14 protein-coding genes are annotated in these 15,150 nt (G+C 57.0%); 6 read left to right on the top strand and 8 right to left on the bottom strand.

Annotation, left to right across the window (positions count from 1 at the left end; all coding sequences use genetic code 11):
- Nucleotides 1–4: 4 nt before the first annotated feature.
- The 5 genes from rplB to rpsJ are packed head-to-tail and all read right to left on the bottom strand — an operon-like array spanning nt 5 to nt 2,751.
- Nucleotides 5–853 (bottom strand): 50S ribosomal protein L2, encoded by an 849-nt coding sequence (gene rplB, locus ACUZ79_RS06290; RefSeq protein ID WP_240824104.1) that lies wholly within the window; start codon nt 851–853, stop codon nt 5–7.
- A 2-nt stretch (nt 854–855) separates the two neighbouring features.
- Nucleotides 856–1,146 (bottom strand): 50S ribosomal protein L23, encoded by a 291-nt coding sequence (gene rplW / locus ACUZ79_RS06285; protein WP_192113624.1) that lies wholly within the window; start codon nt 1,144–1,146, stop codon nt 856–858.
- A gap of 1 nt (nt 1,147) precedes the next feature.
- Entirely contained in the window at nt 1,148–1,780 is a 633-nt protein-coding gene (gene rplD, locus ACUZ79_RS06280) for a 50S ribosomal protein L4 (protein ID WP_240824102.1), read from the bottom strand.
- Between the two features lie 11 nt (nt 1,781–1,791).
- Nucleotides 1,792–2,421 carry a 50S ribosomal protein L3 gene (gene rplC, locus ACUZ79_RS06275; RefSeq protein WP_240824100.1) on the bottom strand — a complete coding sequence of 210 codons (630 nt, stop codon included), beginning with the start codon at nt 2,419–2,421 and terminating at the stop codon, nt 1,792–1,794.
- 12 nt (nt 2,422–2,433) lie between these two features.
- The gene (gene rpsJ, locus ACUZ79_RS06270) at nt 2,434–2,751 is read right to left on the bottom strand and encodes a 30S ribosomal protein S10 (RefSeq protein ID WP_022658146.1); all 318 of its coding nucleotides are present in this window, start codon (nt 2,749–2,751) and stop codon (nt 2,434–2,436) included.
- 767 nt (nt 2,752–3,518) lie between these two features.
- Here rpsJ and ACUZ79_RS06265 point away from each other — a divergent pair.
- Nucleotides 3,519–4,883, top strand: coding sequence for a tetratricopeptide repeat protein (locus ACUZ79_RS06265; protein ID WP_449251029.1), 1,365 nt, complete (start codon nt 3,519–3,521; stop codon nt 4,881–4,883).
- A gap of 376 nt (nt 4,884–5,259) precedes the next feature.
- Entirely contained in the window at nt 5,260–7,839 is a 2,580-nt protein-coding gene (secA, locus tag ACUZ79_RS06260) for a preprotein translocase subunit SecA (protein WP_449251028.1), read from the top strand.
- A 138-nt stretch (nt 7,840–7,977) separates the two neighbouring features.
- On the opposite strand, the gene ACUZ79_RS06255 is transcribed toward secA, so the two are convergent.
- The 3 genes from ACUZ79_RS06255 to ACUZ79_RS06245 form a co-directional block, all read right to left on the bottom strand.
- Nucleotides 7,978–8,301 carry a DMT family transporter gene (locus tag ACUZ79_RS06255; protein WP_449251027.1) on the bottom strand — a complete coding sequence of 108 codons (324 nt, stop codon included), beginning with the start codon at nt 8,299–8,301 and terminating at the stop codon, nt 7,978–7,980.
- Between the two features lie 141 nt (nt 8,302–8,442).
- Nucleotides 8,443–9,852 carry a GNAT family N-acetyltransferase gene (locus ACUZ79_RS06250; protein WP_449251026.1) on the bottom strand — a complete coding sequence of 470 codons (1,410 nt, stop codon included), beginning with the start codon at nt 9,850–9,852 and terminating at the stop codon, nt 8,443–8,445.
- A gap of 101 nt (nt 9,853–9,953) precedes the next feature.
- Nucleotides 9,954–10,814: a PHP domain-containing protein gene (locus ACUZ79_RS06245; RefSeq protein WP_240824091.1), complete on the bottom strand. Its 861-nt coding sequence runs from the start codon at nt 10,812–10,814 to the stop codon at nt 9,954–9,956.
- A gap of 113 nt (nt 10,815–10,927) precedes the next feature.
- On the opposite strand from ACUZ79_RS06245, the gene ACUZ79_RS06240 reads away from it, so the two are divergent.
- From ACUZ79_RS06240 to acs, 4 genes are all read left to right on the top strand, one after another.
- Nucleotides 10,928–11,149: a Trm112 family protein gene (locus tag ACUZ79_RS06240; RefSeq protein ID WP_022658140.1), complete on the top strand. Its 222-nt coding sequence runs from the start codon at nt 10,928–10,930 to the stop codon at nt 11,147–11,149.
- On the top strand, nt 11,149–11,709 hold the full coding sequence (gene yfcE / locus ACUZ79_RS06235) for a phosphodiesterase (RefSeq protein WP_192113630.1): 561 nt from the start codon (nt 11,149–11,151) through the stop codon (nt 11,707–11,709). Before ACUZ79_RS06240 ends, yfcE begins: the two co-directional genes overlap by 1 nt.
- A 12-nt stretch (nt 11,710–11,721) precedes the next feature.
- Nucleotides 11,722–12,489: a Maf family protein gene (locus tag ACUZ79_RS06230; protein ID WP_449251025.1), complete on the top strand. Its 768-nt coding sequence runs from the start codon at nt 11,722–11,724 to the stop codon at nt 12,487–12,489.
- 548 nt (nt 12,490–13,037) lie between these two features.
- Nucleotides 13,038–15,083 carry an acetate--CoA ligase gene (gene acs / locus ACUZ79_RS06225; protein ID WP_449251024.1) on the top strand — a complete coding sequence of 682 codons (2,046 nt, stop codon included), beginning with the start codon at nt 13,038–13,040 and terminating at the stop codon, nt 15,081–15,083.
- Nucleotides 15,084–15,150: the final 67 nt, after the last annotated feature.

Raw genomic sequence — 15,150 nt, 5'->3', positions numbered from 1 at the left:
ACTCCTACTTCTGGCCGCGGCGTTTGATGATCAGCCGGGAAGAGGCCTTCTTCTTGTCGCGGGTCTTGTAACCCTTGGCAGGCATACCCCAAGGCGACACAGGATGACGGCCACCAGAGCTTCTGCCTTCGCCACCGCCCAGGGGGTGGTCGATGGGGTTCATGGCAACGCCGCGAACCTTGGGACGACGACCCAGCCAGCGGTTGCGGCCAGCTTTGCCCAGAGAGATGGTTTCGTGATGCACGTTGCCCACCTGACCCACGGTAGCCACGCAGGTAGCAAGCACCTTGCGCACTTCGCCCGAAGGCAGACGCAGCAGGGCGTAGTTGCCTTCTTTGGCGACCAGCTGGGCGTAGGTACCGGCGGCGCGGCACATCTGGCCGCCCTTGCCGGGGTAAAGCTCAATGTTGTGCACAACGGTACCCACAGGAATGCGGGCCATCTGCAAAGCATTGCCGGGTTTAATGTCGGCCACAACGCCATTGCGCTCGTTGATGCCGGACATGATCTTGTCACCCTGCTTCAAGCCAACCGGAGCGAGGATGTAGCGCTTTTCGCCGTCCGAATAGTGCAGCAGCGCGATACGGGCGGTACGGTTGGGATCGTATTCAATGTGCGCAACAGTGGCTTCAATGCCGGTCTTGTCGCGCTTGAAATCGATGATGCGGTACAGACGCTTAACACCACCACCGCGACGGCGGCTGGTGACTCGACCCAGATTGTTGCGACCGGCCTTTTTGGTGAGGCCTTCAGTGAGCGACTTCTCAGGGCGCGTCCGGGTGATTTCCTCAAAGTCGGAAACCGTCTGGAAGCGACGCCCCGCGGAGGTCGGTTTCAGCTTGCGGACAGCCATGATTACACTCCCTCGAAGAACTCAATTTTATCGCCCTGGCGCAGCGTAACATACGCTTTCTTCCAGCCGGGCTTACGGCCAACAACGCGACCCTGACGCTCCCTGTTCATGGGGGCGCGGCGCACTACGTTGACGGCTTCCACTTTAACATCAAAAGCCTTTTCCACGGCCTGCTTGATTTCAAGCTTGTTGGCCAGGGTGTGGACCATAAAGGCGACCTGCTGGGCTTCGTCCTTGATCAAGGTCGTCTTTTCGGTCAGCAGGGGCTTGAGCAGAACAGAAGTGGTTTCCATCTTACGCCCCCTTCTTTGCGAAACGAGCCTGAACAGGTTCGATAGCGCCTTCAAGCAGAACGAGCTGCTTGTGCTTGAGGATTTCAAGCACGCTCAGGCGATCGACAGTGGTCATGGTGAGGCCCGGAATGTTGCGAGCGGAACGAACCAGCGCGCTGTCTTCGGCGGGTGCCACGATGAGAGCCTTGGAAAGGCCCAGCGTGTCGGCAACCTTGGCGAAATGCTTGGTCTTGGCTTCGGGCAGTTCAATACCCTTGACCACCATCAGGGTTGCGGCAGCCAAGCGGCTCGACAGGGCCATCTTCATGGCCAGGGCGCGCACCTTGCTGTTAACCTTGAAGCTGTAATCGCGGGGGCTGGGTCCGAAGATGATGGCACCACCGCGCCAAATGGGCGAACGGTTGGAGCCGGAACGGGCGCGGCCCGTACCCTTCTGCTTCCAGGGCTTAACGCCGCCGCCGGAAACCAGCGCACGGGTCTTTGCCATATGCGTGCCGGCGCGTTTGGCCGCCATCTGGGCGCGCGCCACGAGATTGAGGATTTCAGGCCTCACCTCGATTTCGAACACGTCGGAAGCCAGCGTGATTTCGCCGCTTTCCTGCTTGTTCTGGTCATATACTTTCACGGTAGCCATTGCTGCTTCCTCTACTGCTTGCGGATCAGCACCAGCCCGTTCTTGGGGCCGGGCACGGAACCTTTGACCAGGATGACGTTGTCCTCAGGACGCACATCAACGATGGTCAGGCCCATTTCCGTAACGGTTTCATTGCCCCAATGGCCCGCCATTTTCCGACCCTTAAAAACGTGGCCAGGAAAGGTGTTGTTACCAATGGAACCATTGTTGCGGTGCACCTTTTCGCAGCCGTGGGTATCTTTGGAACCGGCGAAATTCCAGCGGCGCATACGCCCCTGGTAGCCTTTACCCATGCTTGTGCCGGTCACCTTGACCGTATCGCCTGCGGCGAAAATTTCAACGGTCAGTTCCTGACCCAGCTCCTGCTCCGGCGCACCCGCAAGGCGGATTTCGCGCAGATGGCGGAAAAGACCCTTGCCAGCCTTGGCGAAGTGTCCCTGCATAGCCTTGGTGCTGTGCTTTTCCTTAGCGGGGGTCAGCGCGATCTGAACGGCGTTGTAGCCGTCAGTATCCGCAGTTTTGACCTGGGTGACGGGGCACGGACCGGCCTCAATCACCGTGACGGGCACGGCAGCGCCAGCGCCGTCAAATATGCGGGTCATACCAAGTTTGCGACCCAAAATTCCCATTTTCTCAGCCATGACTGCCTCTCGCTAGAGCTTGATTTCCACGTCCACACCGGCGGGCAACGAAAGCTTGCCCAGCGCGTCGACGGTCTGCTGCGTGGGTTCCAGGATATCCATGAGCCGCTTGTGAATGCGCATTTCAAACTGCTCACGGGACTTTTTGTCCACATGCACGGAACGCTGCACGGTGTACTTGTGAATGTTGGTGGGCAGGGGAATTGGTCCCGCCACACCGGCACCGGTATTGCGCGCCGTATCCACGATTTCCGCAACGGCTTTATCCAGAATGCGGTAATCGTAGGCTTTGAGCTTGATCCGAATGCGATCGCTGCTAACTGTCGTCATTGTGCCTACTCCGTTTGCAAAAACATCCCGCGCGGCCCTTTGGGCTACGAGCGCGGGCTCCTTCACAGCATACGCGGGCCATGAAGCATGGCCCGAAGGGCCGACCTCACCCTGGCAAGGAACGGAAAAACGGAGCAACGTAAGGGGTTGCGCTAATGCGCGCATCACGCCTGAAATTTCAGGAAGAATTCGGAAGATTGGACGCCTGAACGCGCCTGCATCATCCGCGTGATGCTCCCCAGCGTCGCCCAGGCTAAGCCACTCCATAGAAAGAGCGGCTAAGCGGTCCCGCAGGGTCACCAAATGGGGGCTATCCCCCTACCTTACAGCCCCGGGTCACGCGCGGCCTGGGGGCTGCGGTGGGATCCGTCTTTGGGCTGGAACGGCTCGACATTGTCCGGCATTCGGTAACGCCTGCACATGTCAAAACCCTCTGCGACCTTACTGTGATCGCTTTGGGTGCATCAGGATGGACTCAACCCACCCTTCCCTGCCGTCCAGGGAACGCCGATAAAAATTGCTTCTTATCGCGCGGAGATTTTTTCTATCCAAGTTCCTCTTGAACGTCAAGCCATTTTTGCATTATTTTTATCACGTCCTCAAGGTTCTTTGCCGCGCCAATCTTACTTCTTGACGCTTGCCCCTGCAAAAAACTAAAAGAGCCGCACCCCTCCGGCAATTTGCCAAGATGATGCCATTCCGTCGCGCGATCTTCACCATGTTGCGCTAACTTGTCATCTTAGCTGTCAATATTTTCAGGAGATCCCATGTCCATGATTGATGCCGCAAACAGGGCAAAACTTAATTCATACCAAGACACTGTCATTAATTATATCACGAAAGAGAATGGGCACATTCTGGCAGTGAGCGATGATCAGGCCTTTTGCACGCAGTTGCGCCTTACCCTTGCCAAAGAGATGGGGCTTACGGCGCAGAGTATTTTTACTGCCATTACGGACCCTCGCATGATGCTTCGCGAGCTGCGCGACATTCTGGCCCGGCACCCTGCCCCTCTTATTTTTATGGAACGCAGTATTGGCGGCCAGGATCTGAGCTTCCTGGTGGGCCAGATCAAGCAAGCCTTCACCGCGCTCAAGATTATTGTGCTCACGAGCGATGTGCAGCGCGACCGCCTGATGCTGCTTCACGAGGTCGGTGCGGACAACTTTATCGCCAAGCCAGTTTCTGCCAATACACTCATTGAAAAAATGGCTTTTACCCTCAAGCCGCAAAGCAAACTGGGGCAGGTCATTGACGTTGCCAAAAAACTGTTGGCGCAAAAAAAGTACGACATGGCTTTGACCGCCTGCCAGAAAGTCTTGCAGCTCAAGCCGGGAAGTGCGGCGGCCTTTCTGCTCATGGGCGATATCTTCCGCGCCACCCAGCAATACGACAAGGCCCGCATTGCCTATGAATCTGCCGCCAAATCTGCCGATCTTTACCTCGCGCCGCTTCAGCGCCTTGCAGAGATGTACGCGGAAATTGGGGATGTGCCCCAGCAAGTACGTTACCTCGAAAAGCTCGATTCGATCTCGCCCCTCAACGTGAACCGCAAGGTAAGCCTTGGTGAAGCCCATCTGGCCAACGGCGATGTGGAAAAGGCCGAGGCCTTTTTTGAGAAAGCTGTTGTGCAAATGAACCGGGAAGCTGCCGATGGCCTCAGCGCGCTTTCAAGCCGCATTGCCGGCATTTATGGCGAGCGTGACCCGGAAAAGGCAGAAAAATTTCTGCGCAACAGTCTTGAGGCCAAGGGCAAACGACTGGGACGGGAAGACCTGGCCCTGTTCAACCAGCTGGGCATCAGCCTGCGCAGGCAGGGCCGCTGGCAGGACGCCATTACGGAGTACAAGCGCGCCATCAAAATCGCCCCCGACGATCCAACGCTCTATTATAATGTAGGCATGGCCTTTGCTGAAGGCGCGGATTTTATCCAGGCCAAGGCAAATCTGGTAAAGGCTCTTGATCTGGAACCAGAAATGGTCAAGGGCAGCGCTTCCATCGCCTGTAACTTTGGAGCGGTCTTTCTTCAGTCGGGCGACCGTGACCGATCTGTACAGTTTTTTCAGTTAGCCCTTGCCCTTAAGCCCGGCATGAAACTCGCTCTTCAAGGCTTGGAGCGCGCAAGAAAATGATTTTGTGAGGCTGCCTGCTGACACTGGCATGGGCGCACCTGCACCTTCCACCTGTTCGCTGACCAATAATATTTTTGCCGCGTCACATTGCCAACCTCAATATTATGACTTATTTTTAAGAGATGCCGTATATTGTCCCCTTGGGATAACACACGGCGCATGCAGCACATTCCGCAGCGCACCCAACATCAGGTGTTTGCGCAGCGCAAGCGACCGGCCATTGTGCTGGACAGATCATATCTAAAATGTTTGTCTGCACAGCGCGGATGCTGAAAAAAACGCGCCACGGTTGCTTTTCCGTTACGGACGCGACAGTAGAGATACTTAGGCGGTAAGCGAGCATTTCAAAGTGAAAATGCTCTAGTAAGGAGACTTCATGTTTGGTTTTCTTTTCAAAAAAATCTTCGGCAGCACCAACGACCGCTACTTGCGCAAGCTCCACCCCATGGTGCAGCGCATCAATGCGTTCGAGCCTGAAATGCAGCAACTGGCCGATGCAGATTTTCCTGTACGCATAGCGCAATACCGGCAGGAAGTGCAGGACGGCACCAGGACTCTGGACGCTCTGCTGCCCGAAGTTTTTGCTCTGGTGCGCGAGGCCTCAAGCCGCAGACTGGGCATGCGCCACTATGACGTGCAGCTCATCGGCGGCATGGTGCTGCACAAGGGCAAGATTGCTGAAATGAAGACCGGTGAAGGCAAAACCCTTGTGGCCACCCTGCCTGTTGTGCTCAATGCCCTGTCTGGCAAGGGCGTACATGTGGTTACGGTCAACGACTACCTCGCCAAACGCGACTCGGCCTGGATGGGCCAGCTGTATGAATTCCTCGGCCTGAGCACAGGCGTTATCGTGCATGGCCTTGATGACGAAGAACGCAAGACCGAGTACGCCAAGGACATCACCTACGGCACCAACAATGAATTCGGCTTTGACTACCTGCGCGACAACATGAAGTTCTACGCCAACCAGCTGGTGCAACGCGGGCACAATTTTGCCATTGTGGACGAAGTGGACTCCATCCTCATTGACGAAGCCAGAACGCCGCTCATCATTTCCGGCGCTTCTGATGAATCGGTGGGCATGTACCGCACGGTGGACGACATTGTCCGCCAGCTTACCGCCGAGCACTACACCGTGGACGAAAAAGCCCGTACCGCCATGCTCACCGATGAAGGCGTAGCCCGGTGCGAAGAACTGCTCAAGCTGGACAACCTTTTTGACCCCGCCAACATCACGGCCCAGCACCACGTGATGCAGTCGCTCAAGGCACATCAGATTTTCAAACGCGATGTGGATTATATTGTTCAGGAAGATCAGGTAATTATTGTTGACGAATTTACAGGCCGCCTTATGGCTGGCCGCCGCTATTCAGATGGCCTGCATCAGGCGCTGGAAGCCAAGGAACACGTCACCATCGCTGCTGAAAACCAGACGCTTGCCTCCATCACCTTCCAGAACTACTTCCGCCTGTACGACAAACTTTCGGGCATGACGGGTACTGCGGATACAGAAGCTGTGGAATTCCATCAGATATACAGCCTCGAAGTTATCTCCATTCCGCCCAACAGGCCCATGGTTCGCAAGGATTATCCTGACCTTATCTACCGTTCGCGGCAGGAAAAGTTTGACGCCATCGTTGAAGCCATTGCCGAACTGCACAAAAAAGAGCAGCCCGTGCTTGTGGGCACAATTTCCATTGAAACGTCCGAAATGCTTTCCCAGAGGCTGAGCAAGCTCGGCATTCCGCACAGCGTGCTCAATGCCAAGCAGCATGAAAAAGAAGCCGAAATCGTGGCGCTGGCAGGCCAGAAAGGCCGCGTCACCATTGCCACCAACATGGCAGGCCGTGGCACGGACATCATGCTGGGCGAGGGTGTTGTGGATCTGGGCGGTCTGCACATTCTCGGCACCGAACGGCACGAAAGCCGCCGCATCGACAACCAGTTGCGTGGCCGCTCGGGCCGTCAGGGCGACCCCGGCTCTTCGCGCTTCTACCTCTCGCTGGAAGACGACCTCATGCGCCTCTTTGGCTCTGACCGCATCAAGGGCCTCATGGAAAAGCTGGGCCTGCGCGATGGCGAAGCCATTGAAAACGCCATGGTTACCCGCGCGGTGGAAGGCGCTCAAAAGCGTGTGGAAGCCCACCACTTTGAAATACGCAAAACACTGCTCGATTATGACAACGTCATGAACCAGCAGCGCGAGGTTATCTACACCTTGCGCCGCGAACTCATGGTTGAAGGAGACCTTGAGCCTGTTTTGCAGGAATTCATGAGCGATGTGCTGGATGACGTGTACAGCCCGCTGGCATCCCTGCCTGTGGACGGGCAGGACGAAGCCCGCGCCGCAGCTCTGGCGCGTCTGCGCGATGTCTTCAACCTCGACAGGGTGCTTGAAGAAGGCGCGCGCCTTCCCGAGCGTGAAGAAACCGAAGTGATGGCACAGGGCATTCTTGGCAAGCTCAAGGCGGAAACCGGCCCCACTTATGCCGACATTCTTCGTTACTTCCTGCTGGAAGAGCTTGACCGCTGCTGGAAAGAACATTTGCGCAACATGGACGCCCTGCGCGATGGCATAGGCCTACGCGGCTACGGTCAGCGCGATCCCAAGCTTGAATACAAGCGCGAAGGCTTTGAAATGTTCCAGGCCATGCTGTTCCAGATTCGTGAGAGCGTGTTCCGCGCCCTTACGCGCATCCGTGTACAGATTGAGCCTATCCCCGCCGAGCCGGAACAGCAGGAAGTGGAAACACCGGTTGATGAACCCCAGCATTCCCCTGTTTCGCGGGAATACCGCCATAAGGAAAGCAACTCGCAGCTTTCTTACTCCAGCGGCGGCAGTATTTCGGAAGACCCCAAAAAGCCCGCCAAGGCCGCGCCGCGTATTGGGCGCAATGACCTTTGCCCCTGCGGCAGCGGCAAAAAGTACAAAAAGTGCTGCGGGCAGGATAAGTAACTGCTTATATTGCACCACCAAGCGATACTGAGAAACACAAAAGGCGGGGGACAACCCCGCCTTTTTATGTTCCATGCTCTGTGCTTATACAGCAACTATGTTCGCGCGCCGATCATGCGGCGCGGCAGGCAAAACGTCCTATGTCTGGGATGAAAAGAACTTTGTTCCTACGCTGCCGATGATAATAAGGGCGATAAAAAACAACTGGGGCAGCGAAACCTTGTCGCCGAAAAAAAGCGCTCCGCCCAAGACAACGCCCACAGTGCCGGCACCTGTCCAGAGGGCATAGGTCATGCCAGCCGGGAGCCCGCGCATGGCCAGTGCCAGCAGGCCCATATTCACAAAGCTCAGCACAATGGGCACTGCTGCAGCCTGCCAGTTACCCAGCGAAGAAGCCCACTTGAGGCTGAGCGCCCACAAAATCTCTGTCACTACAGCCAAACTCAATGCAAACCATGCCATATCCAATACTCCTTTGCGTGGGCTCGGATAAAAAGGCATGACCTGCGGAAACCCAAAAGAACAGAACAATGCATCCACGGAACGGCGTACAACTGCCATCTGCCCACAGATGTGTCAACCAGAAAACCCTGCTCCCGAAAATCAAAAATAATCCGAAAAATACGGCTTGTCCGGCGGGATCAGCGTCTCCAGCGTTTTCAGCAGATGATAGTCCATGTCGATGCGGTCATTATTGTACAGATAGGTGGGGCGCTTGTAGCCCATCAGCATCGTTGTGAGCGTTTTGATATCCAGCGAAAGGCGATGGCCCGTGCTCCAGGTATTTACCTTTTCGCAAAAAGTGCGGCCGTCACGCCAACTTACATGGAAGATGCCGTTGTTCCACGGGGCCATGACATCACTCACTTCCAGTTCAAGGGTCAGCTTGGGGTCTTCAAACTGGAAGGAGTACAGCTCAATAAAGCGCTGCACATCCACAATGCGGGCCATGGCGTAAGGCTGAATGCTCTCGTCAATTTCACTGTCTTCAAACTGGAAGGCAATGGGCTCGCCTGTGTAATTGGCTCCTTCCACCTTGGTAATCATGGAAAAATGGGCGCTGATATAGTTCCAGATGCCGTACTTGGCCTCCTGGTTCAGGTAGACCATTTCCTTGATGCTAAAAACTTCATTTTCAATGTAGTAGATAACATAGCCCAGAGGCTTGCCGTCGGCGCTGTAGTACACCGCCGCCATGACGTCGTCCGAATCCCAGCGCCAGTATTCCTCCCACTCCAGCTTGCCGCGAATGAGCGCGCCGTGTTCCTGAAGCGCAAAATACTTGTAAACGCGGTGCAGGTCTTCGCACTCGATGTCCACGCGCTCGATCTGCCCGTCCACGGGGTGGCGCTTGGGTAACTGGGTGTCCTTGATGGCAAAGGTCATCTTGTCCGAAACAATTTCCCAGCCGTGCTTGCGGTACAGGGGGATGGAATAGGGGCAGAGGTAGGAAACGATCTGCTGCTGCGAGCGCATGTATTCTAGGCTTTTGCCGATGAGCGAATGGATCAGCCCCCGCCCCGTGTATTCGGGATACGTTGCCACCCCGGTGATGCCGCCCATTTTGCAGATTTCGCCCTGGATGTTCACTTCCATAGGGTAGATGACGATCTGCGAGGCAAGGTGCCCCTTGTAGAACCAGCCCATGATGTGCGAGGCCTCAAATATGGGCATCTTGGACTGCTTCATCTCCATGTCAGACCAGCCGATGCGGGCCATCTCAGATGTGCTGACCTGAAAGGCGTAGCGCAGCAGGGCCTCAAACTCCTCAAAATCCTCTTCGCCAAGCTGGCGCAGTTCAAAGGCTTCTGTGCCTACATCCTTGCCAGAAGGGGCTTCTCTGTGGGGGGCGGCAGTGCCCTGCGCGGCTGACCCGCGCTCGGGTCGGGCAACAGGAACAAGTGGCGCGCCATCGTGTTCGTCAGGGGGCACCCCTGCGCCACGAAAAGGATGCGGCTCAAGCCTTGGCCCCTCAAGAGGGGGAAGATGTTGCTGTTTATGAAGAATACGCATGCAATGCCTTCCAGATAAGTGTGGAAAACCGCTGTACATCGGGAGACCCGATTGCGCAAGCGGTTTGACTTGGCCGCCGCAAGCGGGCGATGGGGGGGCGGTCAGATATGGAGGCCGGCAGCGTCCCGGCGTTCTTTCAAACTTTCAAGCACAGCCGCGCTGACGCGCAAGCCCCCGTAGCCCTGACCCAGCCGGATCGTGGGCTTGTTTGATCCGTGATAGTCCGATCCGCCGGAAACGCCAAGATCAAAACGCTTGGCCAGGGCCAGGCAGGTGCGTACATCGGCATCGGAGTGTTCGCTGTGATAGGCCTCGATGGCGCTGAGTCCGTATTCCTTGAGGCGGGCCACCATAGCGTCCAGCCACCCTGCGGGGGCCTTCCAGAGCAGCGGATGCGCCAGGCATACCGTCGCCCCCATGGAGGCCAGCAACCGGACGCTTTCATCAGGTTCCAGCACGGTTTTTGGCAGATACGCCTTGCCCCGGCTGCCCAGAAATTCTTTAAAAACCTGCCGGGGATCCTTGGCAAAGCCCTTGCGCAGCATCACCGCCGCGATATGCGGTCGCCCCACGCTCTCTCCCTTGGCCGCAGCCAGCACTTCTTCCATGCTGATGTCGTAGCCGAGATCCTGCAACTTTTTTACTATGCCCACATTGCGCTCTGCCCGCATTTCGCGCAGCCAGCGCAGTTTTTCCAGCAAAGGCTGGGGATTTTCCGGTAGCCACAGGCCAAGAATGTGCAGTTCACCCAGTTCCGTGCCTGTCGAAATTTCGCAGCCGCGCACAACCTCAATACCAAGCTCGCGCCCGGTCTGCTGCCCCTCGTCAAGGCCAGACAGGGTATCGTGGTCAGTAATTGCCACTGCGGCAAGGCCTGCGGCATGGGCATTGCCCACAAGCTGGGCCGGAGTATCAGTACCGTCAGAAGCGGTGGTATGCGTGTGCAGATCAATAAATTTCATACTATCTTTCATGGGATAATTATTATACCGCAAAATGACAATATGGGGCAAGCCTTGAACTGGAAGACGCTTGGAGATAGAATACCCCCTCACGATTAACAGAAGGATTCTTTATGCCTATGGAAACCCGCGAGTTACTGCAAATTCTGGCTTGCCCCAAATGCCTGGGCAACCTTGTGGCGCTGGAAGACAACGGTTCAGTCGCCGCCTTTGCCTGCAAGGCCTGCGGCGTGGTTTATCCTGTGCGCGACAATATTCCCATCATGCTTGTGGAAGAAGCCATTCCTCTTGAAGACTGGAACAGGGAACACCCTGCTGCCAAGGAATGCGCCTGATGCGTCTGCTTGTTGCCTCCGACCTGCACGGATCTGTTGAAAGCCTGCTTTTCTTGTTGGAAAAAGCGAGAGAGCTGACCCCTGACGCACTGGTGCTGCTGGGCGATCTGGTTTACCACGGCCCGCGCAATCCCCTGCCGCAGGGCTACGACACCCGCTCTGTGCTGCAAACCATGCCCGATCTTTCGGCCTTGCCCTGCCCGGTGATGGCAGTGCGCGGCAACTGCGATGCCGAGGTTGACCTGTGCCTGCTGCCCTTTGCAGTCACAGAATCCACATGGATTGAAGCAGACGGCCTGAGCATTTTTGCCAGCCACGGGCACCATCTGCCCGAGCGCCCGCCCTGCCCCGGCATCAAAGCTGGAACTGTGCTCTTGCGCGGGCATACCCATGTGCCGCGCGGCGAAACCATTGACGGCCTGCACTTCTGGAACCCCGGCTCACTTTCCCTGCCCAAGAGCGGCTCGCCCCGCACCTACGGCCTTATAGAAAACGGCGTCTTTTGCGTGCTGGACATGCAGGGCGGCGAAATATTGCGCCACGCCCCCGCACCGCGCTAATCAGGCTTTACCATGTCTTACAATATTGCCCCGTGCCCGGCTGCCGCCGATTCGTCCTCATTTTTGCGCCCGCTGTTCCGCATGGCCTCAGGCCTTGAACTGCTCCTGGCCTCTGCCTCGCCACGCAGGCGGCAGTTTTTAACCGAATGGGGAATCCCCTTCCGTCTGGCCCTCACCAGTGCTGACGAACCACGCCCGGAACAAGGCGAATCCCCGGAGACGTATACTCGGCGCGCTGCTACTGCCAAGGCTTTGGCATCAGGCCATGCCCTCTGCCAGCAAGGCGCTGCCAGCGGATTGCACCCCGTGATTCTGGCCGCAGATACCGTCGTGGCTGTGGATGGCGATATTCTTGGCAAGCCGGAAAATCCGGCCCATGCCATGCGCATGCTGGAGCGACTCAATGGTCGCGGGCATGAAGTTATCAGCGCTGTGTGCCTGCTGCTGCCTGCCGATGCAGCCTTTAGCCCTGCACAAGCCGCAGGGTCTGCCAGCACCAATACTGGCCCCACTGTGGACGAATGCGGTGTTGATTCGTTTCTCATGCTGTCATTCAGCGACACCAGCCGTGTTTTCCTCCACCACTGGCCTCAGCCTGTACTGCAAGCCTACCTGGACACCGGAGAGCCGCACGACAAAGCGGGCGCATATGCCATTCAGGGGCAAGGAGCCGTGCTGGTTGAGCGCGTTGACGGCTCCTGGAGCACGGTAGTGGGCCTGCCCGTCACCCAGCTTGCCCAGGTCATGCTGGACAGGGGCCTCATGCTGCCCTGCGCCTGACAGATAATCCCTTTCACCATGACACAGCGCCCATGGGCTGTGTCATGGCTGTCTTCTCTACCAGAGCTGCCCCACAACGAGTTCCTTTATCCCAAACAAGTTCAGGGAAACATGCGCCCATGTTGTCGCTGAATCCGCCCCGCGCTGCCGAAAGGTTTTCTGCGCTGCCTCTGCCCTTGTTCATATCCCTCTTTTCCACTGCCTAGCGGATTACGGCAAAAGTCTGGTGATGTTTTCTGTTTGCGCCAGCCTGGCTGTTTAGAATGACGGAGCGCTTTTTTACCCTTTCTGAAATTACGCTGAAAAAAATAAAAAAAAGTTTGCCATCAATTGTGAATTATTTCTTCAATTGGTATGACGTTCCAATCCGCATAGGCTGGTATCCTAGGTTGCCATTTATGCCATTTTGTGAAATTATGCACAGGCATGACTGAAAGATCAATCAATTCCGGGCTCTTGACGCCTCTCTAAAATATTTTTAGTGCTGTACCATGGAATTATTTCACCTCTAGAAATTCTATGCAACACACAGGAGGGAGGATTTAATCATGTCCCAGGAAAGGATCACAACGCTGTTAAATGAGAACCGCAGCTATCTTCCACCTGAGCACGGCAAAACTTCTGCATGGGTATGTGGGCCAGAAGAATATGACGCTCTCTGCAGCCGCGCACTGGAAGACCCCAACGACTTTTGGGGTGCGCGAGCATCGCAGTTGATCCATTGGTTCAAACGCTGGGACAAAGTGCTGGAAGCAGATGAGGTAAACCATAAATACAAGTGGTTTACAGGCGGCAAACTTAATGCCTCCTTTAACTGTATCGACAGGCACCTCATCTCTGGGCGGCGCAACAAGGCCGCGCTTATCTGGCAGGGCGAAAAAGAAACCGACGTTCGCTGCTACACCTATCAGATGCTTTATACTGAAGTGTGCCGCGTTGCGCATGCATTGAGTTCGCTGCGCATCCGCAAGGGCGATCATGTGGCCTTGTACATGCCCATGATTCCGGAACTTTTTATCGCCATGCTCGCCTGCGCCCGCATTGGCGCCATCCACACGGCCATCTTTTCCGGCTATGCGGAGGGCGGCGTTCGCAGCCGCATTCAGGGTTGCAAAGCCCGCGTTGTCATCACGGCGGACGCGGCGGTGCGCGGCGGCAAGTTCAAGCCTCTCAAGGCCAATCTTGACCCCATCCTTGAAAAGTGCCCGTCGGTGGCGCACGTGGTTGTGGTCAAGCATGCCGGCATTGACGGCGTGAACATGCAGCGCAACCGCGATGTGTGGTGGCATGACCTTATTGATGACTTTACCCTTAACCCGGACTTTCCCTGCGAACCCATGGACGCCAACGACACGCTCTTTCTGCTGCACACAAGCGGCAGCACGGGCAAGCCCACGGGCGTCATGCATTCCACGGGCGGCTACCTCACATACGCGGCGCACTCCACGCAGTGGTGCTTCGACATGCGCGACGACGATGTGTACTGGTGCACGGCGGATGCAGGCTGGATCACAGGCCACACCTATGGCGTGTACGGGCCGCTTTCGCTTGGGGCCACAACGCTCATGTTTGAAGGGGTGCCCACATGGCCCTACCCTGACCGCTACTGGCGCATTGTAGAGAACTTCCGGGTCAACATCTTCTATACCGCGCCCACGGTCATCCGCTCGCTCATGCGCATGAACGAGGCATGGACAGAGCGCTACGACCTGCGCAGCCTGCGGATTCTCGGCAGCGTGGGCGAGCCCATCAACCCCGAGGCATGGCAGTGGTACCACAAGAACATCGGCGGCGGCGAGCTGCCCATCGTGGACACATGGTGGCAGACCGAAACCGGCGGCGCCATGATCGCTCCCATGCCCTATGCCACCAAGCTCAAGCCTGGTTCGGCCTCCAAGCCCCTGCCCGGTATTGACGCTGCGGTTATCGGCACGGCCTCGCGTGACGGAGACGAAGCCGAAGCGGGCAGCAAGGCTGGCCATCTGGTCATCCGCCGCCCCTGGCCCGGCATGATGCAGGGCGTGTACAATGATGAGGAAAAGTACCAGTCCTACTTCTCACGCTTCGGCTGCTATTCGTCAGGCGACGCGGCAGAAGTTGATCAGGACGGCTACTTCTGGATTCTGGGTCGCGTGGACGACTCCATCAACGTGTCGGGCCACCGGCTTTCCACGGCGGAAATCGAAGCAGTGCTGGCTGCCTGCCCGGAAGTGGGCGAAGCCGCAGTGGTGCCCATGCCCCACGCCCTCAAGGGCGAAGGCATCTACGCCTATGTGGTCACGCGGGATGAAGTGCCGTGGAGCGCGCAACTGCGCGTAAAACTGCGCGATGCCGTACGCCGCGACATCGGCGCGCTTGCCAGCCCGGAATTCATCCAGTTTGTGGACGCCATGCCCAAAACCACCTCGGGCAAGATCATCCGCCGCATGCTGCGCAAGATTGCTGGCGACAGCTATGAAGACATCGGCGACACCACTTCGCTGGCAGAACCGGAAGTCATCACCAAAATAATTGAAGGACACCGCAACCTCGTTGCAGGCAGGCACGAAACGGAAAGCGCCCCCGAGGGCGCCGCCGAAACCGCGCAGGTCTGATACTTCAGGTGCAGGGCTGCCCGGAGCGGCTTTGCACTCTAACCGGGGCGCACCCTCAACGTCCCGG

It is taken from the genome of Desulfovibrio faecalis (assembly GCF_053570625.1).
The sequence above is the reverse complement of the archived record's forward strand: the minus strand, read 5'-3'. Positions and strand labels throughout refer to the sequence as shown.